General features: G+C 41.6%; 22 protein-coding genes and 1 riboswitch. Of the genes, 3 read left to right on the plus strand and 19 right to left on the minus strand.

The window, feature by feature from the left end; genetic code table 11:
* Window positions 1-121 precede the first annotated feature (121 nt).
* The gene (locus CSV64_RS11005; RefSeq protein ID WP_083032962.1) at window positions 122-358 is read left to right on the plus strand and encodes a YuzB family protein; all 237 of its coding nucleotides are present in this window, start codon (window positions 122-124) and stop codon (window positions 356-358) included.
* A gap of 547 nt (window positions 359-905) precedes the next feature.
* On the opposite strand, the gene CSV64_RS11010 is transcribed toward CSV64_RS11005, so the two are convergent.
* The 13 genes from CSV64_RS11010 to CSV64_RS11065 all read right to left on the minus strand — a co-directional run bounded on the left by CSV64_RS11010 (window position 906) and on the right by CSV64_RS11065 (window position 12,418).
* The gene (locus CSV64_RS11010; RefSeq protein WP_368665178.1) at window positions 906-1,673 is read right to left on the minus strand and encodes a TIGR01457 family HAD-type hydrolase; all 768 of its coding nucleotides are present in this window, start codon (window positions 1,671-1,673) and stop codon (window positions 906-908) included.
* Window positions 1,670-2,116, minus strand: a complete 447-nt coding sequence (locus CSV64_RS11015; protein WP_099634510.1) for a DUF86 domain-containing protein — start codon at window positions 2,114-2,116, stop codon at window positions 1,670-1,672. Before CSV64_RS11015 ends, CSV64_RS11010 begins: the two co-directional genes overlap by 4 nt.
* 97 nt (window positions 2,117-2,213) lie before the next feature.
* The gene (locus tag CSV64_RS11020; RefSeq protein ID WP_233190444.1) at window positions 2,214-2,567 is read right to left on the minus strand and encodes a YutD family protein; all 354 of its coding nucleotides are present in this window, start codon (window positions 2,565-2,567) and stop codon (window positions 2,214-2,216) included.
* Between the two features lie 18 nt (window positions 2,568-2,585).
* Window positions 2,586-3,551: a lipoyl synthase gene (lipA, locus tag CSV64_RS11025; RefSeq protein ID WP_099634512.1), complete on the minus strand. Its 966-nt coding sequence runs from the start codon at window positions 3,549-3,551 to the stop codon at window positions 2,586-2,588.
* Between the two features lie 241 nt (window positions 3,552-3,792).
* The gene (locus CSV64_RS16560) at window positions 3,793-3,930 is read right to left on the minus strand and encodes a methionine/alanine import family NSS transporter small subunit (RefSeq protein ID WP_233190445.1); all 138 of its coding nucleotides are present in this window, start codon (window positions 3,928-3,930) and stop codon (window positions 3,793-3,795) included.
* A complete protein-coding gene (locus CSV64_RS11030; protein ID WP_099634513.1) occupies window positions 3,931-5,451 on the minus strand; it encodes a sodium-dependent transporter in 1,521 nt (506 codons plus the stop codon). It lies immediately after the preceding gene.
* Window positions 5,452-5,611: 160 nt separating this feature from the next.
* Complete coding sequence (locus CSV64_RS11035; RefSeq protein ID WP_099634514.1) at window positions 5,612-7,180, minus strand: Na+/H+ antiporter NhaC family protein; 1,569 nt, start codon at window positions 7,178-7,180, stop codon at window positions 5,612-5,614.
* 192 nt (window positions 7,181-7,372) lie between these two features.
* Window positions 7,373-7,548: riboswitch (Lysine riboswitch) on the minus strand.
* A 55-nt stretch (window positions 7,549-7,603) separates the two neighbouring features.
* Entirely contained in the window at window positions 7,604-8,371 is a 768-nt protein-coding gene (yunB, locus tag CSV64_RS11040; RefSeq protein ID WP_099634515.1) for a sporulation protein YunB, read from the minus strand.
* 47 nt (window positions 8,372-8,418) lie between these two features.
* The gene (locus CSV64_RS11045; RefSeq protein WP_199168514.1) at window positions 8,419-9,798 is read right to left on the minus strand and encodes a bifunctional metallophosphatase/5'-nucleotidase; all 1,380 of its coding nucleotides are present in this window, start codon (window positions 9,796-9,798) and stop codon (window positions 8,419-8,421) included.
* Window positions 9,799-9,803: 5 nt separating this feature from the next.
* Window positions 9,804-10,628, minus strand: a complete 825-nt coding sequence (locus CSV64_RS11050) for a sulfite exporter TauE/SafE family protein (RefSeq protein ID WP_099634517.1) — start codon at window positions 10,626-10,628, stop codon at window positions 9,804-9,806.
* Window positions 10,628-11,488 carry a DUF72 domain-containing protein gene (locus CSV64_RS11055; RefSeq protein ID WP_099634518.1) on the minus strand — a complete coding sequence of 287 codons (861 nt, stop codon included), beginning with the start codon at window positions 11,486-11,488 and terminating at the stop codon, window positions 10,628-10,630. The genes CSV64_RS11050 and CSV64_RS11055 overlap by 1 nt, the downstream gene beginning before the upstream one ends.
* Before the next feature lie 175 nt (window positions 11,489-11,663).
* Window positions 11,664-12,017: a rhodanese-like domain-containing protein gene (locus CSV64_RS11060; protein WP_199168508.1), complete on the minus strand. Its 354-nt coding sequence runs from the start codon at window positions 12,015-12,017 to the stop codon at window positions 11,664-11,666.
* 164 nt (window positions 12,018-12,181) lie between these two features.
* Window positions 12,182-12,418: a glutaredoxin family protein gene (locus tag CSV64_RS11065; RefSeq protein WP_099630793.1), complete on the minus strand. Its 237-nt coding sequence runs from the start codon at window positions 12,416-12,418 to the stop codon at window positions 12,182-12,184.
* Between the two features lie 130 nt (window positions 12,419-12,548).
* On the opposite strand from CSV64_RS11065, the gene CSV64_RS11070 reads away from it, so the two are divergent.
* The gene (locus tag CSV64_RS11070; RefSeq protein WP_099634520.1) at window positions 12,549-12,902 is read left to right on the plus strand and encodes a hypothetical protein; all 354 of its coding nucleotides are present in this window, start codon (window positions 12,549-12,551) and stop codon (window positions 12,900-12,902) included.
* Window positions 12,903-12,979: 77 nt separating this feature from the next.
* On the opposite strand, the gene CSV64_RS11075 is transcribed toward CSV64_RS11070, so the two are convergent.
* Complete coding sequence (locus CSV64_RS11075) at window positions 12,980-13,957, minus strand: NAD(P)H-dependent flavin oxidoreductase (RefSeq protein WP_099634521.1); 978 nt, start codon at window positions 13,955-13,957, stop codon at window positions 12,980-12,982.
* Between the two features lie 167 nt (window positions 13,958-14,124).
* Window positions 14,125-14,598 carry a MarR family winged helix-turn-helix transcriptional regulator gene (locus tag CSV64_RS11080; RefSeq protein WP_099634522.1) on the minus strand — a complete coding sequence of 158 codons (474 nt, stop codon included), beginning with the start codon at window positions 14,596-14,598 and terminating at the stop codon, window positions 14,125-14,127.
* 197 nt (window positions 14,599-14,795) lie between these two features.
* On the opposite strand from CSV64_RS11080, the gene CSV64_RS11085 reads away from it, so the two are divergent.
* Window positions 14,796-15,218: a PaaI family thioesterase gene (locus CSV64_RS11085; RefSeq protein WP_199168523.1), complete on the plus strand. Its 423-nt coding sequence runs from the start codon at window positions 14,796-14,798 to the stop codon at window positions 15,216-15,218.
* Window positions 15,219-15,275: 57 nt separating this feature from the next.
* On the opposite strand, the gene sufB is transcribed toward CSV64_RS11085, so the two are convergent.
* Genes sufB through sufD form a run of 4 tightly spaced genes read right to left on the minus strand, consistent with a single transcriptional unit; the run spans window position 15,276 to window position 19,679 of the window.
* Window positions 15,276-16,673 carry a Fe-S cluster assembly protein SufB gene (gene sufB / locus CSV64_RS11090; RefSeq protein ID WP_099634523.1) on the minus strand — a complete coding sequence of 466 codons (1,398 nt, stop codon included), beginning with the start codon at window positions 16,671-16,673 and terminating at the stop codon, window positions 15,276-15,278.
* A 42-nt stretch (window positions 16,674-16,715) separates the two neighbouring features.
* Window positions 16,716-17,153, minus strand: a complete 438-nt coding sequence (sufU, locus tag CSV64_RS11095; protein ID WP_099634524.1) for a Fe-S cluster assembly sulfur transfer protein SufU — start codon at window positions 17,151-17,153, stop codon at window positions 16,716-16,718.
* Window positions 17,143-18,372, minus strand: a complete 1,230-nt coding sequence (locus CSV64_RS11100) for a cysteine desulfurase (protein WP_099634525.1) — start codon at window positions 18,370-18,372, stop codon at window positions 17,143-17,145. Before CSV64_RS11100 ends, sufU begins: the two co-directional genes overlap by 11 nt.
* Window positions 18,372-19,679: a Fe-S cluster assembly protein SufD gene (gene sufD / locus CSV64_RS11105; protein WP_099634526.1), complete on the minus strand. Its 1,308-nt coding sequence runs from the start codon at window positions 19,677-19,679 to the stop codon at window positions 18,372-18,374. Before sufD ends, CSV64_RS11100 begins: the two co-directional genes overlap by 1 nt.
* Window positions 19,680-19,695: the final 16 nt, after the last annotated feature.

The following is a 19,695-nucleotide window of genomic DNA, read 5'->3' on the forward strand; positions in this document are numbered from 1 at the left end:
TCAATTTTCTCGTGCATCTCATTTGTTATTATAGCAGTTTGTGATAACTTTCACAATATGTCATGTTCATTGACGATTTTGTAAAAAAAGAGTACCATTTCTAGTAGGCGAGGTGAGAAAGATGAATCCCATCGTGGAGTTTTGTATGAGTAATTTGGCAAATGGTGCCTACCCCGTATTCGAAACGTTGGAACGTGATCCAAACATCGACGTACTGGAATACGGCTGCTTGAGCTATTGTACGAAATGTAGTGATACGTTGTACGCAATTGTGAATGGTGAACTTGTCGAAGCGGATACTGCCGATGAATTGACAAAGGAAATTTATCAGTTCATTGAAGATAATCCACTTTTTTAATAAAATAAATTATACAGGATGTCTTAGAAGCTACCACGCTTTTAGGACATCCTTTTTCGAATGGGATTAAAGTGAAATCTGTTTATATTTGCAGAAGTAAGGTAATCACTGAGTACAAAAGGATTGAAGCCCCATCTGGAGACGCTATCCTGAGGACTGGCTTACTCAAGGCAATCTATGAAAGAACATGCTCCTAACGTTTCTCTTTTACTCGCAAAAGCCGTCCTTAGTAGGATTCTCAAATCATTTACTGTAGTTAGTGTGTTAAGTATCTTTGTAGTTAAATATGTTCAAGTTTAAATGCACAAACTGATCACAATCCCCTATTCAAAGCACAACAGAAAGTATCATCCACTTACATTGCAAGGATTGGCGCGTAGGAGGGCGACTCCTAGAGGATCAGCTCACCGCGAACCCATAAAACACGCGTCCCCTCCGAAGCGTCAATCCCCATCCCAACAGCCCTATTCCCTTACAACTATCTTATAACAACAAAAAAAGCCATCTTAAGAAGCCGTAGCATCACGGCTTCCTAGATAGCTCCATATTACTTCAGCCAATCCGCGAGCGAATTCAGCAAATAAGTGGGTTGTTGCGTCTTCTTCAGTACTTCATCCATAGGCGTGACCCCTGTTGCGACATACGCCGTATCTATACCATAGCGAATCCCCGCCATAATATCCGTATCGTAATTATCGCCAATCAGAATCATATCTTCTTTCTCGTACATCCCTTGCTGGCGAATGAACTCTAGCATATACGGCTCTGGCTTTCCTACAATGAGCGGCTTTGTATCTGTGGCTGCTTCCATCAACGTCAGGAAAGAACCGTTAGCTGGTACTAGTCCCTTTTCAGTCGGGAATTTGATGTCTTGATTGGTGCCTAAAAAATGAGCACCGTTACGTATCGCCAAACAAGCATCCGCAAGTTTATCGTATGTAATCTGACGATCAAGTCCCATTAAAACGACATCCGGATTCGTCGTCGTGATGTGGATGTTTTCAAGTTCCAGTGCTTCACGTAATCCCTCTTCACCAATCATCATGACGTTTGCACCTTCATAATGCTGTTTGCAATACCGAGCCAGTGTCGTGGCCGAATTCATAATGAAGTCGGTTTCTGTATTCACACCAAAACCTGCGAGTTTCTTCTGTTGAGCAGTACGCGTCAGAGCAGCATTATTCGTAATGAAATACGTTCCCTTCCCCTGTGCTTGGCACGCTGCAACAAAATCTACAGCCTCTTGGATTGGTTCACTACCGCGATACATCGTGCCGTCCAAATCGAAGCAATAGGCTTTATATGGTCTCATCATTCTGTTGGAAGAAACGCCGAAACTGGACCTAATTCATTCGTCAAGTAGTCTCGAACTTGTCCTGGGAATTGTTGTAGTTCATCAAGTGTCTCGCGGATAGATCGTGCTACTTTATCTGAATCGACTTCCACAAATTGGCGCACAATCATTGGACGTAATGAAATGAATGCTTTTAATGGGATAGCTTGTTCAGATTGAATGACTTTTTCATCTTCAAGAATATCGATAATATCATCGTAACTTCCAGGATCACGCATGATGAATCCATCAATCATAGAATTACCTACGTCAATGATTCCTTCAATCAAGCCATGTGCAATTCGCTCTAAAGCAAGTTTATTTACATCGCTTTGTAGCCAGTTCGTTTCCTTTTCAAATATATCGATTAACTGCTCCATATACACTAACGTTTTATTAATTTGATTTTGATCTACAAAATACATAATGTTCTTCCTCCTCATATACTTCATACGTCTATCTTACCATATTTATTGTAAAACGAATGAAAGCTCCGAGCAAATTTGCTCGAAGCTTTCATTTTTATTGCTCCACTTTTGGTGTAGATGCCGTTTCAGGTTGTACTTCCTCTACAACTTCCACTTCCGTTAGTTCCGGTTTTACTTTTCCAATCTTTTTCAAGATGAAATACGCACAACCAAAATTACAGTATTCATAAATATAATCTTGAACGGTACTGATTTTTGTTTCATATGTGGATTTGGAATTACGATCTTCGAAAAAGCCTTTTAATCGTAATTGACCATATCCCCAGTCACCCAAAATAAAATCATACTTTAACAGTACTTCGCTAAAGCGTTCATTCAAGGCTTCTTCATCGAACCCATCGCGAAACTCTTCTGCAATCTCATATTGCATATTTTCTAAAATAACCATTCTCTGCTTCACTTCCATTTAACTGCTCGCTTGTCCTTCAAGTTTCAGCAGTTCTTCACCTTGGCGCTGTTTCTCTTTAGCCGAAGCATTAACTTGCTCGTCTGCGTGGTAGCTTGAACGCACAAGCGGCCCCGCCTCACAATGAGAGAATCCTTTAGTCATTGCGATCTTACGCAATTCACCAAACTCATCGGGCGAATAATATTTTACCACTTTAGCGTGTTTTTTTGTTGGTTGTAAGTATTGACCAATTGTCATGATATCTACGTTGTGTGCACGAAGGTCATCCATTGTTTCAATAATTTCTTCCACTGTTTCTCCAAGTCCGACCATTAATGAAGACTTCGTCGGGATCTCAGGATACATATCTTTTGCACGTTGAAGTAACTCAAGTGAACGATCATATGTTGCACGCGCACGAATCCTCGGAGTGAGACGGCGTACTGTTTCTATATTATGGTTCAAGATATCTGGTTTTGCATCCATTAAACGTTGCAAGTTCTCTATATCCCCACCCATATCCGAAGGCAACACTTCAATAGAAGTAAATGGATTTTTTCTACGTATCGCTCGAATAGTTTCAGCGAAAATAGCCGATCCTCCATCTTTCAAGTCATCGCGTGCTACAGCAGTTACAACAGCATGTTTCAAATTCATCAATTCAACGGATTCCGCTACGCGTTCCGGCTCAGCGGTATCTAGTTCATTAGGTAAACCTGTTTTGACTGCACAGAAACGACATGCACGTGTACACACAGCACCTAAGATCATAAAGGTAGCTGTACGACGCTCTCCCCAACACTCATGAATATTCGGGCAACGTGCTTCTTCACATACGGTATTCAAGTTTTTCTCGCGCATTAATTTCTTTAAACCTGTATAATTCTCGTTGGTGTTTAGCTTAATCTTCAGCCAATCTGGCTTTCTAATATGCTCAGATTTTCTTCCTGTCTCAGGTTTGCATGACAACGCTACCGACTCCATTCTGTTGATAGATTCTACTCATGTCAATGTAACATAAATTCAGATAACCTTCAATTATAGTTGACACACATTGCAAGCAATAAGGTATGCGAGTAGAAATTTGGAATAAGATGACCGATTTTGTATTTTCATTGCAGTCGTGAAGGTTTTCTTAATCGTATGTCTCTGGACACATTCCCAAACGCATATTCACAATAAAAATACACCTGCAACCAAGTTTCCGGTTGCAGGTGTAAATCGTTTACTGTTCGATTTTGAATTTCTTTCTGAATTTACTGAGGATCGTAGCGTAAAAGATGCTAATAAATAGACCGCCCCAGATGATCGTCACGCCGAGTAGCATCATGAGGATTGCAGAGCCGCTCATTCCTGTATCCATTTATAGCCCCCCTTTATCTTCATCATAGTCTGATGTAATTCTTGTGTTGTCTCTCCATTTTAGCGATGTGAATACGATCGACATAACAAATGCACCAATTGCAACTGGCCAGCCAATTGTCCATAAGAATGACGTTGGATATCCCTCGTAATTTTCAGCGATATTGTCTTTGATTAGGAAGAATAACATCGTACCCAATACGACTGGTGTGATGAATGATAGCGATACTTTCCACCACCAGCCGAGACGAATATCCGATACTGCGTTGGCATGCTGTTCGAACAATCCGAGTTTCCGGAATACCCAAGCTAGTAAGACGACTTCGACTAAACCGATGACTGCGATACCGAATTGGTTAATGAAGTAATCCGCTACGTCTAGGAAGTATAAACCGCCATTTGTAGCGTATAGCAAAGAAATCACTGCTGAAAGCCCGACGCCAATAGTTACTGAACGACGTCTTGAAATATTGAATTTATCTGACATACCTGCGATATATGTTTCAGTAATTGAGATTAGTGAAGTAATACCCGCAAGTGTCAGTGACAGGAAGAAGAATGCGCCGAACAGGCCGTTTAATCCTGGCATTTGATTGATAATTTCAGGGAACACGACGAAGGCCAAACCTACACCGGCTGTCGCAACGTCTGCTACTTCCACCCCTGAATTCGTTGCCATGAATCCTAGTACTGCAAATACTCCGATACCCGCTAATAACTCAACAGAAGAGTTTGCAAAACCTGTGATAAATGCGTTATTTGTAATATCTGACTTCTTTGGCAAATAACTAGAATACGTAATCATGATAGCGAATGCGATCGATAAACTGAAGAAGATATGTCCATATGCTGCAACCCATACACGTGGGTTCAGTAATTTATCGACATCTGGCTTAAAGAATGCATCCAGTCCAACCATAGCTCCATCTAGTGTGATGGCACGGATGACGACGAATAAGAAGAGTATGAATAGAATAGGAATAAATATTCTGTTCGCTAATTCGATCCCTTTCTTTACTCCACCGATCAAAATGATATAACAAATAACCCAGACGAATAGTAGTGGCAATGCCACGCCCCCTACAATTCCCCCGACATCTCCTGGATTATCGGCCAATTTCAGAACATCACCGAAGAAGAACGCTTCAGGTTCTTTCCCCCAAGATAAGTTAAATGAATAGATCGTGTATTTCATTGCCCATGCAATGATCACGGCATAGTAGGTGGAAATAACGAACGAAACGAAAATCCCCCACCATCCTAAGAACTCTGCTTTCTTACCGTTTAAACGGAAGAATGATAGAGGTGCGGATCCACGGTATTTATGACCAATTGTGAATTCCATGATCAGAATCGGGATACCAGCTGTTAATAATGCAAATAAGTACGGGATAAAAAATGCGCCGCCGCCATTTTCATAGGCTACATAAGGAAAGCGCCAAATATTTCCAAGTCCTATAGCTGATCCGACCGCAGCCAGTATAAAACCTGCTCTCGTTCCCCACTGTGAACGATTTTCCATACAACTCACCTCTTTTTTTGTTATTTTACAAAACTTTCACCATTCGATTTATTCAGATAATTCTAGTTCCGTATATTTAGTATAAACAGCCCAATTAGAGATGTCAAAACAAATTTAGACTAAGAATGAAGTAATTATCACTCTTAGTCTAAAAGGTAAACTATGCTATTTGTTCTGTGCGTTTCTTTCCTTTTGCGTTCAAGTACGTAAATAAAACTATTAGGGTAATAATAACAGCTACTAAACCGATCCAGACAGAACCAGTTAGCCCAAGAACGATGTACCCAAGGGCTGCTACACTTGCCGCAACAAGAGCATAAGGCAACTGGGTAGATACGTGATCCATATGGTTACAACCTGCTCCAGTAGAAGATAAAATGGTCGTATCAGAAATCGGTGAACAATGATCTCCGAATACCGCACCTGCAAGCACTGCTGCCAACGCTGGTAATAATAATTCTGGTGCCGCATTGACCATGATAGTACCCGCAATCGGCATCAAGATACCGAAAGAACCCCATGAAGTACCTGTCGAGAATGCCATTAACCCTGCTAATACGAAGATTAGTACTGGAAGGAAAGTGACTGGAATATTTAATTGCTCTACCATAGTAGAAAGGAATAATCCTGTATCTAGGGAAGCGATTAGTTCAGTCAATCCCCAAGCAAAGATTAAGATGAGAATGGCAGGCATCATCGCTCTCACTCCGCTAATAAATGCGCGGCCCATCCATGAAACACTTGCTGTTTCGTTCTTTTTCATTTGTAAAATATATAACAACATAGCTAGCAATGTAGCTGTTGTACCACCAATTACCAAAGAAAATGGTACATCAGTATTTTCAAAGATTGCCCAAATATCGAAAACGCCTGCTTCTTTATAGCCTGTGAAGATCATCATACCAAGCGTTACCGCAATCAACGTCACGATCGGTGCAACCAAATCGCGAACTTTTCCGTGCGTATGCTCAGGGAATTCTTCTTTTAGCTGACCTGGTATTTCTTTAGATTGGTCAAATAGTTCCCCTTCATTCATTGCACGATCTTCATGCTTCTTCATTTCGAAGAAGTCATTATTCGTCCAAGCGAAGAAAAAGACCATCGACAATGTCGCAATGACATAGAAGTTCATCGGTGCCATCATAATGAATGCAGTTAATGGTGAATAACTCACCGCTGCTGTCGTACCTAAAATAAGTGCAAGTTGTCCAATTAAGAATGCGCCCCAACTAGAGATGGGTGACACGACACAGATCGGTGCCGATGTAGAGTCAATGAAATACGCCAATTTCGCACGAGAAATCTTGTGCTGGTCTGTAATCGGTCTTGCAATCTGTCCAACTGCCAAGGCATTGAAATAGTCATCTACAAAAATTGCAATTCCAAGCCCCATCGTTAACAGCTTTGCGCCACGTTTTGTACGGATACGCGTGACAGCCCAGCGTGCAAATGCGGCGCTTCCTCCAGATAGGCTGACAAATGCCGTAATGACACCTAGTAATAATAGAAATAGCATAATAAATATATTGTATGTATTGAGCCCGCCATCCCAAAACGAAACTGTCATGGCTCTCCATACACCTTTTAGTGTTTCGAACGGAGCAAAGTTCGCTAAAAGTAAAGCTGCTGTAACAATTCCTGCTCCTAATGATAATAATACTCTCCTTGTTGCTAACACCATCACGATGGCGATAATAGGAGGTAAAATAGAGACCCATGTTCCGATCATTGTAATTCCTCCTCTTTCTAGTTGCTAGATGAAATCGAAATGCAGAAGATCTTTCGAAGAGTGGAAAGCCGATACTATCCTGTAATTCCTTCATTTCCCGATAAAAAAAGCCAACTCCACAGGCAATAGCATACGTGTAGGAGTCGGCCAGTCAATTGATCAAGCAATACATTCATAAATCGCAGTACAATTGGCAACTGTAGCTCTCCATACATTTATCGCTGTATGACAGTGTCATTCCTCTTCGAAATGACCCCAACTTGAGAAGTTGACCCTTCTCAAACTTCGGCATTGTCTCCTTTCGCTCGCGGTCCTAGATGTCACTCTCTCGCCAGTTACTTATAAACAATGCAGCCTCTACGTAAGTCTCGATATTCTTCTATTCCTAGTGTAGCAATAATCGACATTGTTCACAATAGCCTTTTACTCCGTCTTCTCAAGCGGGACTTCGATTTGTGCTGGCGTTTGTTCTCCTTTCGAATAAATTTGAGGTACCTTTCCTCTTATCAAGCCAATCGCAATCGGTATTTTCTGCTCTACTACACTCCTACTTGTTGCTAGCGGTACAATAATCTGTACATTGACTTGTAACATTAGATACACTTCCACATACGCATTATTGATACCAAATTCACGAATATCGGTTTCTACTGTTGCATGTACATCTCCAACGACGTGGAAGCGGATAGGGATTTTCGGCCCCAAGTTACCGAGCAACGGAATATTCGCTGCTTGCCCAATTGGAACAAAAAACACAATACCTTGTTCTTTTTCCATGCGATCTGGATTATACTCGAGATCTCCGAGTGGCGGTAACATATCCAAATCTCCGCCTTCTGCACGCTCTAGATGATTTTCTACGAGCTGATGAATTTCTGACATAACCTGGCTAATGATTTCTGCGTTAAACTTAGTCGTCACCGTATCTGTTGTATCATCGGGGACGTTTTCGATAATTTCATTGACATCGTAAACACTGGTGGTGCGATTATTAATGGCTTGACTGATGACATGACTGGCTATTTTTTGCGTCTGCACTTCAGCATATTGTGTGTATATTGGCGTTAGCTGTTTGTTGACCGTATAGAAAAACATCGCCACTCCCACCAAAATGCCCGGGATGACAAAGCGCAGTATGATTTTGCCATAGTTATGTTTCTTTGGCCGTTTTTGATTCGTATAAAACCGCATAAATACGCCTCCTACTTCACATTATGCGAAATAGGAGGCGTACATAACTAGCGTTCATTGAAATATTTTTTTCCATACCAACCGAGAATATCGCGAAGCATTTCTGGCATGATGTATTCTTTTTTAGCCTCTTTTAGTAATGGATAGAAAAAGCCAAACGTGAACATATCAAGTGTTGCCAACCTATACATCTCACCTGGCACGACCAAACGGTTTCCTGCAAATAATTGCCCGCTCGTGTTACGGTATAAGTGCTCATGTATCATGCTACCCATTAGCGTACCACGAAAACCTAGACCTTTTATTGGAAGTTCCGTCCACTTTGGGTCGAGTGACTGCTCGTAGATTGTCAGCAGATCAGTACCATCCAAATGGATAAGACATGGGTTGATAGGATGTGGCAATAAAGAGTGTAAATCCCCTCTTGTTACCCAACCTTTATCTAAACTACCGAGGAATATCCCTGCGTTAAACAACGCACAGTCGGCATCCAGATACGTCAGTAATGCACGGCCAAACAGCGAGGATAATGGACTTTCTCCTGAAAGGCGCTGTGATAACGGAGAAGGATTATAAAACACCGGTACTTCAAGAGTCTCTTCCCCTTTGGCAAATAAGCCATTCACTTGTTCAATATCCTCTTCTGACATTTCCATCATCTGTGTTGGAAAAACTTCTGCTTTCATATGAACGACTTGACCCGTTATGCGGTCTACATCGACTTGGACATGACCGATATAGTGACCGAATTTTTCAGCTGCCGCAAGTAGCGTATCGTCAACCCACTCACCATTCGGTAATAAATGATGCGTGTGTGCCCCTAAAATGACATCGATCTCCGAACATTGCGAAGCCAATAGACGATCTTCATTGATTCCTAAATGGGAGAGGCACACGATGACATCGCATTCTGGACGTAAGCTGCGTGCCATTTCCTGCAACGCTGCATGCGGTTCAGCTACACTCCAGCCAAGTTGTTCATAAAAGGCGTAGTATGGAGCTGTAGCACCTATGACACCGATGCGCACACCTTCTGTAGTCTCAAATATTTTAGATTTCTTCGCCCAGTAAGGCACCTTACCGTCCAGTTCAGTCAAGTTACACAGCACTACATCAAAGTGCGCATCTTCATATAATGTATTCAGCGCACCCTTAGACATAGTGATACCTTCATTATTGCCAATCGTCACGGCATCGTATCCTGCTTTATTTAATAATTCTATATTTCCTTTACCTTCTGTTCCTTCGGTAAACGGATGAGATCTGTCAATATGGTCTCCAATATCAAATAGAAAACAAAACTCCCCATTGGCTTCAGCCTGTTGCTTGCGCTCTTTAAGAAAGTGCTGGATTTGTGGCCAGTTTTCGAAATGACTATGGACGTCATTCGTATGATAAATGTGAATCGTCGCTACCGTTTCCTTCATATATGTCAACCCCAAATCCCCTCATAAATGGAACGTAATCCAAAGATGAGTAAAATGATGCGTATGACTAAAACTACTGTTTCTGACTTCATTTTGCTATTTAAATAGGCTCCTAGCATGCCACCGAAATAGGCTCCCGGCACAACAGGAATCGTATAAAGCCATGGTACATGACCGAGTGAAATATGCGAAATCGAGTTGACGATAGCTGATAAGAATACCATGAGCATCGATGTCGCGACCGCCACATGTGGTGGGAACAAGAATAGTAAAATCATGGCTGGAACGATCATCGTACCGCCACCGATTCCGAATAACCCTGACGTAAATCCAATGAACAACGCCAATAGAATGGCAAACCAAATGGGATATCCATAGATATGCGTTTTACCTTGAGGATCAGTAAACTTGATCTTTTTTCCGTTATCTACAAACCACCTAATCGGCTTCAAATATTTCCTCGTTAGTAACAGTGTAGATAAAACAATGAGCAATATACCAAAATATAAATTAAATGATTGCAAACTTACGTTTTTATTGACCAATGCACCGAGTACGATACCTGGTATACTCGCAGCAAAAAATAGAAAAGCACTGCGATAATCAATTGTCTTTACCTTCATATAGGATAGTGTCGAGCCAAGTCCATTCGCAATCATCATGATGACCGACAGGCCAACCACACTTTGCGGTGTAATATCAGGAATCATTCCAAGATTTAATCCGACAAACAATGTGACCGGAACCAAGATCGTTCCGCCACCAAGACCGGCAATTGAACCGATAATACCGGATGCCAAACCAATTAAGGCGAGTGCTACAAATTCCATTAGAGATCCCCCTCAAATAAATCCATTTGCTTAGTGAGAGGTTGACCGTATTCTAAGTTGAGTAATCCCGCGAATTGTTTGGCATTCTTCGCCGCATGCTGTCCAGAGTTATTATTAAAAATGACAAACACTTCTTCTGTCTGCTTCTCTAGATGTGTAACGATGTCACGCATACTCTCTAACTCTTTATCATTATAATCATAAAGATAGCGGACTTTACGCCATGCTTTACTATCTCCCATCGTATTGACCCAACCTTTATCATTACGTCCATGGAGTCGTAACAGCACTTTCCGGTCTGTCGCAACGGGGACAAGCGGCACACTTCCATCACCTACTTGCGGCTCATCACAGACCACATGGATGACGTGTAAGCTCTTCAGAAAATCGAGTGTTTTTTCTCGATATGCTGGAGAGTACCACGTTTGATTGCGGAACTCCACTGCTATCGGTAATGGCTGTAATTGTTCATGCACATAGCGAATGCGATCCACGTTTTCTTTCTTGCAGTCAAACCAAGGTGGAAACTGCACAAGTACCATCGCAAGCTTTCCTGCCTCAACAAACGACGTTAGCGACAGCTTAAACAGCGAGAACATCTCTTCTTCAGAATCATAGGGAATCTTCCCACGCTGATGACCTGTAATGCCCTGATACGCTTTCACGACGAATTGGAAATTAGCGGGCGTTTCCTCTGTCCACTTATCCATTACTTTCTTCGATTGAATCGCATAAAACGTCGAATCTAACTCGACGATTGGAAAGTGCTTACTATAATCTACAAGTTTTTTATTCGCCACTGTATGCTCATTATATAGGCTTGGATGGTCTCCCCACCCTGTCAGGCCAACATGTATCATGGAAAGCCCTCCTCTTTTTATCTTTAGCTTAGTGTATCATATCTTATGTATTATCGGAAAAATCGTACGTACTGACTTGGCTTTCCCCTCAACTGGATTTTGCTGAATCAACTCGATTTCATTACCAAGTAAAAAAGCGTCTCGAGATAGGATCCTCGAAACGCTTCTTCTATAATTAGCCTTGCCACGCGCTCATTCCACCGCGTACATTCGTTACATTCACGAACCCTGCCTTCTTCAGCTGTGTTGCCGCATTTGAACTGCGCATGCCGCTTTGACAGATAACAATGACTTCTTGATCTTTCTTCAATGTTCCCATTTTATTCGAAAGCACATTTAATGGGATATTCTTAAATTGCTGTATATGGCGCCCTTTGTATTCAGCAGGTGAACGTACATCGATCAACTGGACGTTTTGATCTTTTAGTCTATCTTTTAATTGTTCAGTTGAAATTGTTTGCACACCTTTTGCAGGCTTCATTCGCCAAACTACTAAGCCGACGACAAGTGCTATGATGATCCATCCCATAATTGGTGCCTCCTATTAGTGAGTCCATTCTCTAATGACGAGGATTACACCCATCACCATAAACGCTAGGTTGCCAATACAAAAGCGCGGAAATAACTTCTTTTCCATATTTTCGGCTGATTGAATTGTACAGCTTCGCTTGAATACAATCTGTTTGAATTTATTCATGCATCCAGTGCAGCGTGAATACTTGCTGGGTCAAAGCCAATAATCCATTTCCCATTCAACTGCGTTTGTGGAACGCCCATTTGTCCCGTTAACTCCATCAAACGCTCTCCCTCTGCCGGATTCGTAGAAACATTAATCGTCTCGTAAGGTACATGGATTTCGTCTAGATAATTCGTCATCATCGTACAATACGGACAAGTAGATGATACATATACAGTTGCTTTTTCAGACATGTAAAAAGCTCCCTTCCATTCGTTTATATATGTATTATATACCCCTCTAGGTATAAAATCAATGAATTGATTTAGCGTTAGGATGGCACTTAGTGTTCTTGAAATACATGCTAATAAAAAGAGTGAATGGATGAAAATGAGCGACGTTCTATTACAACAAATATTTAGCGAAATGAAAAGCATTAAAACTGACGTCTCTGTGATTAAGTCAGATGTTGGGACACTTAAGTCGAATGTCGATGCCCTCAATACAGAAATGTTAGAAGTGAAAAAGAAACAACAACTGACTGATAAGCGCTTGTCTTCAATTGAAAGTAAACAGGATATTATCTACAAGCAAATTGGATCTTTATCTGAACCACAAATGAAAACCCTCTCCTTACTCAAACAACTCCAATTAGATGTAGAATTCAGCTATCAAAAGACCGCGATGAATGATTTAAAAATCAGCCGTATTGAAACGCATTCCGTTCACAACTACTAAGTAAGCAAATAAAAAACAAGCGTGTCAGAATCGACATACTTGTTTTTTATCGCGATACGATTCACTTTTTCTCCATATTACCTGCTCGCTGTGTTCACTCTATCTCCAACTAGCTTATCCTTTGCCTCGTTGTATTGCTGCGCTAATTGTGCAACATAATCTTTTGTCGGTTGTACTTTATCGACCACACCGATTCCTTGTCCACAGCCCCAAATATCCTTCCAAGCTTTTTGACCCGCATCTCCACCAAAATTCATTTTACTTGGATCACTTTCAGGCAAGTTCTCTGGATCTAAGCCCGATGCACGGATCGATGCAGCCAGATAATTTCCGTGTATTCCGGTGAAATAATTACTATATACAATGTCATCCGAAGTTGCGTCCACGATGGCCTGTTTGTATTCTTCAACTGCTCTTGCTTCCTCAGTGGCGATGAATGGAGACCCGATATACGCAAAGTCTGCTCCCATTGCTTCAGCAGCTAATACGCTACCGCCAGTTGCTATAGAACCTCCAAGTGCTAGTGGACCATCAAACCATTCACGGATTTCTTGAACGAGTGCGAACGGACTTTTTGGACCCGCGTGCCCGCCTGCTCCTGCTGCTACGGCGATTAATCCATCCGCCCCTTTTTCAATAGCTTTCTTGGCAAACATATTATTAATGACATCATGCAAAACAATCCCGCCGTAACTATGTGCAGCCTCGTAGACATCTTCTCTTGCACCTAGAGATGTAATAATGATAGGAACTTTATACTTCACACACAGCTCCATATCTTCTTGTAATCTTTCATTGGACCGATGAACGATTTGGTTAATCGCAAAGGGTGCAGCTGGTTTAGTAGGATTTTTTGCATTATAATCCGCTAATTCTTCCGTAATCTCAATCAACCACTCTTCGAATTGCGCAACCGGTCTCGCATTTAATGAAGGCATAGAACCGATTACTCCTGCTTTACACTGCTCAATTACCGTCTTAGGATTACTAATAATAAACATTGGGGAAGCAATCACCGGAAGACTCATACTTTTTTTCAATTCTACTAGATTCATCAATAACACTCTCCTTTTATCGTAAGCGCTTTCAAATTGTATTCAGTGTCTGTCAAGAACGTCCACTCTCCGCTCTTCATAACTACCAAATCTTTGATACATGTATATACATGTATTTTACTTGATTTTTTTGAGTTGTCAATCAATTTATGAATGAATGTTCATTTTTATGTGGATGAACTTTTGAAGTTGTCTATCACATTTTGTAATGCGTCCAACTTCTCCAGTAAACCCATATACTCTGCTTTACCGATAGAACCTTCAATTTCTTCCTGTACTCGTATCCAAATAGGCGTAGCGTCATTTAATTTTTCGTACCCTAATTCCGTTATCGTGACTACTTTTGTTCGTGAGTCTTGCTCTGCCCTTTTGATTTGTACATATCCTGAATCATTTAAAATATTCAAGTTACGTGTTACGGTCGTTTGATCCAACAACATTATCTCGCCCAATTTACTAATCGAAATATCGGGTGAAGTATAAATATTTCCAAGCATATAATACTGGGTGATTTTCAATCCCGTAGGTTTCAACAGATGATTGTACAATTGCGTAAGTGAACCCGATACCGTACGCAGATTAGCACTGGCGCATACGTCAATAATATAAGCTGCTTGCTCCTGATCCAAATCTTTTTTCATGAGATGCACCCCTTCCTAAAAAATGAATATAGCCATGTTTCAGCTATCCTTGACAATTTATCCTATTCTAGATTAGTCTACATGTAGCATATTAACTTTTGCGTTGGTTTCTCGATAGACTGAGTAGTATGCTCCAACTGTATGTATGTATATACATGTATTGGTAGTATATCATGGAAATGGGGGTAAAGAGGATGATGAAAGAACTTAATTTATTGGACGGTATTGATTTGGAACAGACGCTGATTGGTGCATTGGGAATTAGCTTTAAAGAACTAGATCCCGACAAAGTCGTCTGTGAAATGCCAGTTGGACCGAAAACTGTTCAGCCTATGGGATTACTACATGGTGGCGCTTCAGTAGCACTCGCTGAAACAGCTGCTAGTATTGCCGCTGCCTTAAACGTAAATCCCGAAACACATTATCCCGTTGGCCTCGAAATTAATGCGAATCATATACGAGGTAAACAGGATGGTGTGGTGACTGCTACTGCCATCCCTTTTCACAAAGGGCGTACATCGATGGTATGGGATATTCAAATCACGGATGAAGAAGAAAAATTAATTAGTGTTTCTAGATGCACGATTGCAATTGTTGAGAAGAGAAAAGATAGACTATAAAAAATGTCTACAAAAAAACCTGCCGCATCATGTAGATGCGTGCAGGTTTTTGTTGTTTTATCCGATGGAACCTTCCATCTCGAACTTGATCAAACGGTTCATCTCTACCGCATACTCCATCGGTAGTTCTTTCGTGAATGGCTCGATGAAGCCCATAACGATCATTTCTGTTGCTTCCAATTCAGGAATACCACGGCTCATCAAATAGAAGAGCTGTTCTTCAGAAACTTTTGATACTTTTGCTTCGTGTTCCAATGAAATATTGTTGTTCAAAATTTCATTGTATGGAATCGTATCTGAAGTAGATAGCTTATCCATGATCAACGTATCACACTCAATGTTGGCACGAGCTCCGTCCGCATTACGTCCGAAGTGGACAATTCCGCGATACGTTACTTTTCCGCCGTGTTGAGAGATTGATTTTGAAACAATAGTAGAAGACGTGTTAGGTGCCAAGTGCATCATTTTCGCGCCGGCATCCTGGTGCTGTCCTTTACCTGCTAATGCGATGGATAGAGTCAGACCACGTGAGCCTTCACCTTTTAGGATGACTGCTGGGTACTTCATCGTCAATTTAGAACCAATGTTACCATCAATCCATTCCATTGTCGCATTCTCTTCACAGATTGCACGCTTCGTTACCAAGTTGTAGACGTTGTTCGCCCAGTTTTGGATTGTCGTGTAACGGCAATATGCATCTTTTTTGATAATGATTTCAACAACCGCACTGTGTAGTGAGTTCGTTGTATAAACAGGCGCTGTACAACCTTCTACGTAGTGAACGCTTGCGCCTTCGTCTACGATGATCATTGTACGCTCGAACTGTCCCATGTTTTCCGAGTTAATACGGAAATAGGCTTGTAGCGGTGTTTCTACTTTTACGCCAGGTGGTACATAGATAAATGATCCACCAGACCATACAGCAGAGTTTAACGCTGAGAATTTATTATCTGAGTTAGGAATTACCGTACCCCAATACTTTTTGAACAACTCTTCGTTTTCACGAAGTGCAGAATCTGTGTCTTTAAAGACAATTCCTAGATCCGTTAGTTCTTCTTTCATATTGTGGTAAACCACTTCCGATTCATACTGTGCAGATACACCTGCCAAGTATTTTTGTTCTGCTTCAGGAATACCTAGTTTATCAAACGTACGCTTGATTTCTTCAGGTACTTCATCCCAAGAAGTTTCTGCACCTTCAGATGGTTTTACGTAGTACGTGATTTCATCAAATTTCAATGAATTCAAGTCTCCGCCCCATTGTGGCATTGGCTTACTGTAGAAGATCTCAAGAGATTTCAGACGGTAATCCAACATCCATTGTGGTTCATTTTTCATTCCAGAAATTTCTTCTACGATTTCGCGTGTCAGTCCACGTTCTGAACGGAACACCGAAACGTCCTTATCACTGAAACCATATTTGTAATCGCCGATTTCCGGCATCTGTTTTGCCATTACTATTCCTCCGTCCCATAATTGCTCGTACTATGGCCAAGGTCACTGCGACTCGCCAGAGACTCCCTTTTCCATCGCCTTCCAGCTCAATGTTGCACATTTTATGCGGGCAGGGAATTGCGCGACACCCGATAGTGCTTCTAAGTCGTCAAGATCAATCGACTCATCAATATCTTTGCCTAGCATCATATCTGAAAAAGTATGAGCTAATTGCAATGCGCGCTCTGTTGTTTCACCTTTAATCATCTGTGTCATCATGGAAGCAGATGCCATTGAAATGGAACATCCTTCGCCTTCAAACTTAACATCCTTGACGATGTCGTCTTCTACGTTCATTGTTAAACGGATGACGTCACCACAAGTTGGATTGTTCATGTCGATTGTAACATTACCATTCTCCAAGACGCCTTTGTTTTTCGGGTGTTTATAATGCTCCATGATTACAGAACGATAAAGTTGATCTAATTTATTAGTAGACATCGTTAAAATACTCCTTTGTTGTGCGAAGTCCTTCCACGAGGCGATCTACGTCATCAGTGGTGTTGTAAAGATAGAAGCTAGCACGTGCTGTCGAAGAAACTTGTAACCATTTCATCAACGGTTGTGCACAATGGTGACCTGCACGAACAGCTATACCATTCATATCGAGTACAGTAGCAACATCGTGAGGATGGACGTCATCCAAATTGAATGTGACCAATCCTGCGCGCTTTTCTGGATCTCTTGGACCGTAAATGGTCAAACCGTCGATTTCAGACATTTTATCCATAGCATAACCAGCAAGTTCGTGTTCATGCTTTTCGATAGCATCCAAACCGATTTCTTCCAGGAAGTCGATGGCTGCACCGAGTCCGATAGCTCCTGCAATAATAGGTGTGCCGCCTTCAAATTTCCAAGGCAACTCTTTCCATGTGGATTCGTATAATCCGACAAAATCAATCATTTCGCCGCCGAATTCGATAGGTTCCATATTATTGAGCAAATCCTTCTTACCGTAGAGGACACCGATACCGGTAGGTCCACACATTTTGTGTCCGGAAAATGCAAGGAAGTCGCAATCTAGATTCTGTACATCTATTTTTAAATGCGGGGCTGCTTGTGCAGCATCCACACACATTACTGCTCCATGCTGATGGGCAATTTTTGTGATTTCTTCAATCGGATTCATGGTGCCGAGAACGTTGGAAACATACATGATGGAAACGATTTTCGTTTTGTCTGTAATAGTTTCCCGTACTTTATCAAGTGATAATGTACCGTCTTCTTCTAGATCAATATATTTTAACACGGCGCCAGTTTCTTTAGCGAGCTGCTGCCAAGGAATAATATTGGAGTGATGCTCCATATGTGTAATGACGATTTCGTCACCTTCCGAGACATTGGCACGACCATAGCTTTGCGCAACGGTGTTAATTGCTGTTGTTGTACCACGCATGAAGATTACTTCTTGCGTGGATTTAGCATTAATAAATTTACGGACTTTCTCACGAGCACCTTCATAACCATCTGTCGCACGATTTCCAAGTGTATGCACACCGCGGTGAACATTGGAGTTATCAAAGCGATAGTAGCGATCTAGTGTCTCAATTACTTGAACAGGCTTTTGTGAAGTTGCAGCGCTATCCAAATAAACAAGAGGATGTCCATTGATTTCTTGGTTTAATATAGGGAAATGATTGCGGATGTCTTTGCTGAGCATTAGCGCACTTTCCTTTCAATAACCTCCGTCAATTGTTTTCTAACTCCCGCGATTGGCAGTTTGCTAACAACCGGAGCTAAGAAACCATGAATGATGAGGCGTTCTGCTTCTTCTTGTGAAATACCACGGCTCATTAGATAGAACATTTGAAGTGGATCTACACGTCCTACTGAAGCTGCGTGACCTGCTGTTACATCATTTTCATCGATAAGCAAAATCGGGTTCGCGTCTCCGCGTCCTCTTTCACCTAACATAAGAATACGGGACTCTTGCACTGCGTTGGAACGAGTTGCACCTTTTGCGATACGTCCGATTCCGTTAAAGATAGCAGAGGAGTTTTCTTTCATTACACCATGCTTCAAGATGAAGCCGTCTGTATCAAGTCCCCAGTGTACGATTTCAGAAGTGAAGTTTTGTTTCTGGCTACCGCGTCCAACAACAACGGATTTCATATCACTTGATGAGCCGTCACCGACTAAATGTGTGATGTTTTCAGAAATCGTATTGCCGTCGTTCATCAGTCCTAGCGCCCACTCAATGCGAGCGTGAGGTCCAGTAACACCGCGACGGTTGACATAAGTTGTCATACCTTCCGCTAAAACGTCGACTGATCCGTAGACAATTTTCGCATTCGCCATAGCAAATACTTCAGAAACAATGTTCGCTTGAGTTTCTGCATGTTCCATAGTAGAAAGATAGCTTTCTACATACGTTACTTGGCTGTTTTCTTCTGCAACAATTACAACATGGTTAAATAATGATGCTTCCTCGTTATCGTGAATGAAGAGTACTTGCAGTGGATCTTCGATTACTACGTTTTTAGGTACGTAGACAAATACTCCACCGTTGATCAATGCTGCGTGAAGAGCCGTTAACTTATGCTCATCCACTTTGACACCGTCAGTCATCAAGTATTTCTGTAGCAACTCACTATGTTCACGTGATGCCGTGAAGATATCCGTCAAAATAACGCCTTGTGACTTCAAGTCCTCTGACAACGAAAGGTATGCAGGTGTATTATTGTGTTGCACGTAAATATTTTGTTGTTGTTCGTCATCGATCAATGCTTTTGCTTCAGTTGGCATTTCTTCCAACCCTGCGAAAATCGAGCTCTCAACTGTATGTGAAGGGAATTCCGTGAAATTCCACTTTGTAATCTTAGTTTTATCTGGTGTTGGCATTTCGAGCACTTCAGCTTTTGCTAGAGCGTTCGAACGAAAATCTGCCATCCAAGCAGCTTCCTCCACTTTTGCGGAATAAGAGCGGACGTCTTGTTCGGTCAATGCCAATGTTGTTTCAACCGTCATTTTGAGTCGTCCCCTT

Source organism: Sporosarcina sp. P32b (assembly GCF_002743335.1).
Classification (GTDB): domain Bacteria; phylum Bacillota; class Bacilli; order Bacillales_A; family Planococcaceae; genus Sporosarcina.

What these genes read in the sequence shown, in the direction of transcription:
- CSV64_RS11005 (WP_083032962.1), top strand. Translation starts at nt 122, where the DNA reads ATGAATCCCATCGTGGAGTTTTGTATGAGTAATTTGGCAAATGGTGCC.
- CSV64_RS11010 (WP_368665178.1), bottom strand. Translation starts at nt 1,673, where the DNA reads ATGATGAGACCATATAAAGCCTATTGCTTCGATTTGGACGGCACGATG.
- CSV64_RS11015 (WP_099634510.1), bottom strand. Translation starts at nt 2,116, where the DNA reads ATGTATTTTGTAGATCAAAATCAAATTAATAAAACGTTAGTGTATATG.
- CSV64_RS11020 (WP_233190444.1), bottom strand. Translation starts at nt 2,567, where the DNA reads ATGGTTATTTTAGAAAATATGCAATATGAGATTGCAGAAGAGTTTCGC.
- lipA (WP_099634512.1), bottom strand. Translation starts at nt 3,551, where the DNA reads ATGGAGTCGGTAGCGTTGTCATGCAAACCTGAGACAGGAAGAAAATCT.
- CSV64_RS16560 (WP_233190445.1), bottom strand. Translation starts at nt 3,930, where the DNA reads ATGGATACAGGAATGAGCGGCTCTGCAATCCTCATGATGCTACTCGGC.
- CSV64_RS11030 (WP_099634513.1), bottom strand. Translation starts at nt 5,451, where the DNA reads ATGGAAAATCGTTCACAGTGGGGAACGAGAGCAGGTTTTATACTGGCT.
- CSV64_RS11035 (WP_099634514.1), bottom strand. Translation starts at nt 7,180, where the DNA reads ATGATCGGAACATGGGTCTCTATTTTACCTCCTATTATCGCCATCGTG.
- yunB (WP_099634515.1), bottom strand. Translation starts at nt 8,371, where the DNA reads ATGCGGTTTTATACGAATCAAAAACGGCCAAAGAAACATAACTATGGC.
- CSV64_RS11045 (WP_199168514.1), bottom strand. Translation starts at nt 9,798, where the DNA reads ATGAAGGAAACGGTAGCGACGATTCACATTTATCATACGAATGACGTC.
- CSV64_RS11050 (WP_099634517.1), bottom strand. Translation starts at nt 10,628, where the DNA reads ATGGAATTTGTAGCACTCGCCTTAATTGGTTTGGCATCCGGTATTATC.
- CSV64_RS11055 (WP_099634518.1), bottom strand. Translation starts at nt 11,488, where the DNA reads ATGATACATGTTGGCCTGACAGGGTGGGGAGACCATCCAAGCCTATAT.
- CSV64_RS11060 (WP_199168508.1), bottom strand. Translation starts at nt 12,017, where the DNA reads ATGGGATGGATCATCATAGCACTTGTCGTCGGCTTAGTAGTTTGGCGA.
- CSV64_RS11065 (WP_099630793.1), bottom strand. Translation starts at nt 12,418, where the DNA reads ATGTCTGAAAAAGCAACTGTATATGTATCATCTACTTGTCCGTATTGT.
- CSV64_RS11070 (WP_099634520.1), top strand. Translation starts at nt 12,549, where the DNA reads ATGAAAATGAGCGACGTTCTATTACAACAAATATTTAGCGAAATGAAA.
- CSV64_RS11075 (WP_099634521.1), bottom strand. Translation starts at nt 13,957, where the DNA reads ATGAATCTAGTAGAATTGAAAAAAAGTATGAGTCTTCCGGTGATTGCT.
- CSV64_RS11080 (WP_099634522.1), bottom strand. Translation starts at nt 14,598, where the DNA reads ATGAAAAAAGATTTGGATCAGGAGCAAGCAGCTTATATTATTGACGTA.
- CSV64_RS11085 (WP_199168523.1), top strand. Translation starts at nt 14,796, where the DNA reads ATGAAAGAACTTAATTTATTGGACGGTATTGATTTGGAACAGACGCTG.
- sufB (WP_099634523.1), bottom strand. Translation starts at nt 16,673, where the DNA reads ATGGCAAAACAGATGCCGGAAATCGGCGATTACAAATATGGTTTCAGT.
- sufU (WP_099634524.1), bottom strand. Translation starts at nt 17,153, where the DNA reads ATGTCTACTAATAAATTAGATCAACTTTATCGTTCTGTAATCATGGAG.
- CSV64_RS11100 (WP_099634525.1), bottom strand. Translation starts at nt 18,372, where the DNA reads ATGCTCAGCAAAGACATCCGCAATCATTTCCCTATATTAAACCAAGAA.
- sufD (WP_099634526.1), bottom strand. Translation starts at nt 19,679, where the DNA reads ATGACGGTTGAAACAACATTGGCATTGACCGAACAAGACGTCCGCTCT.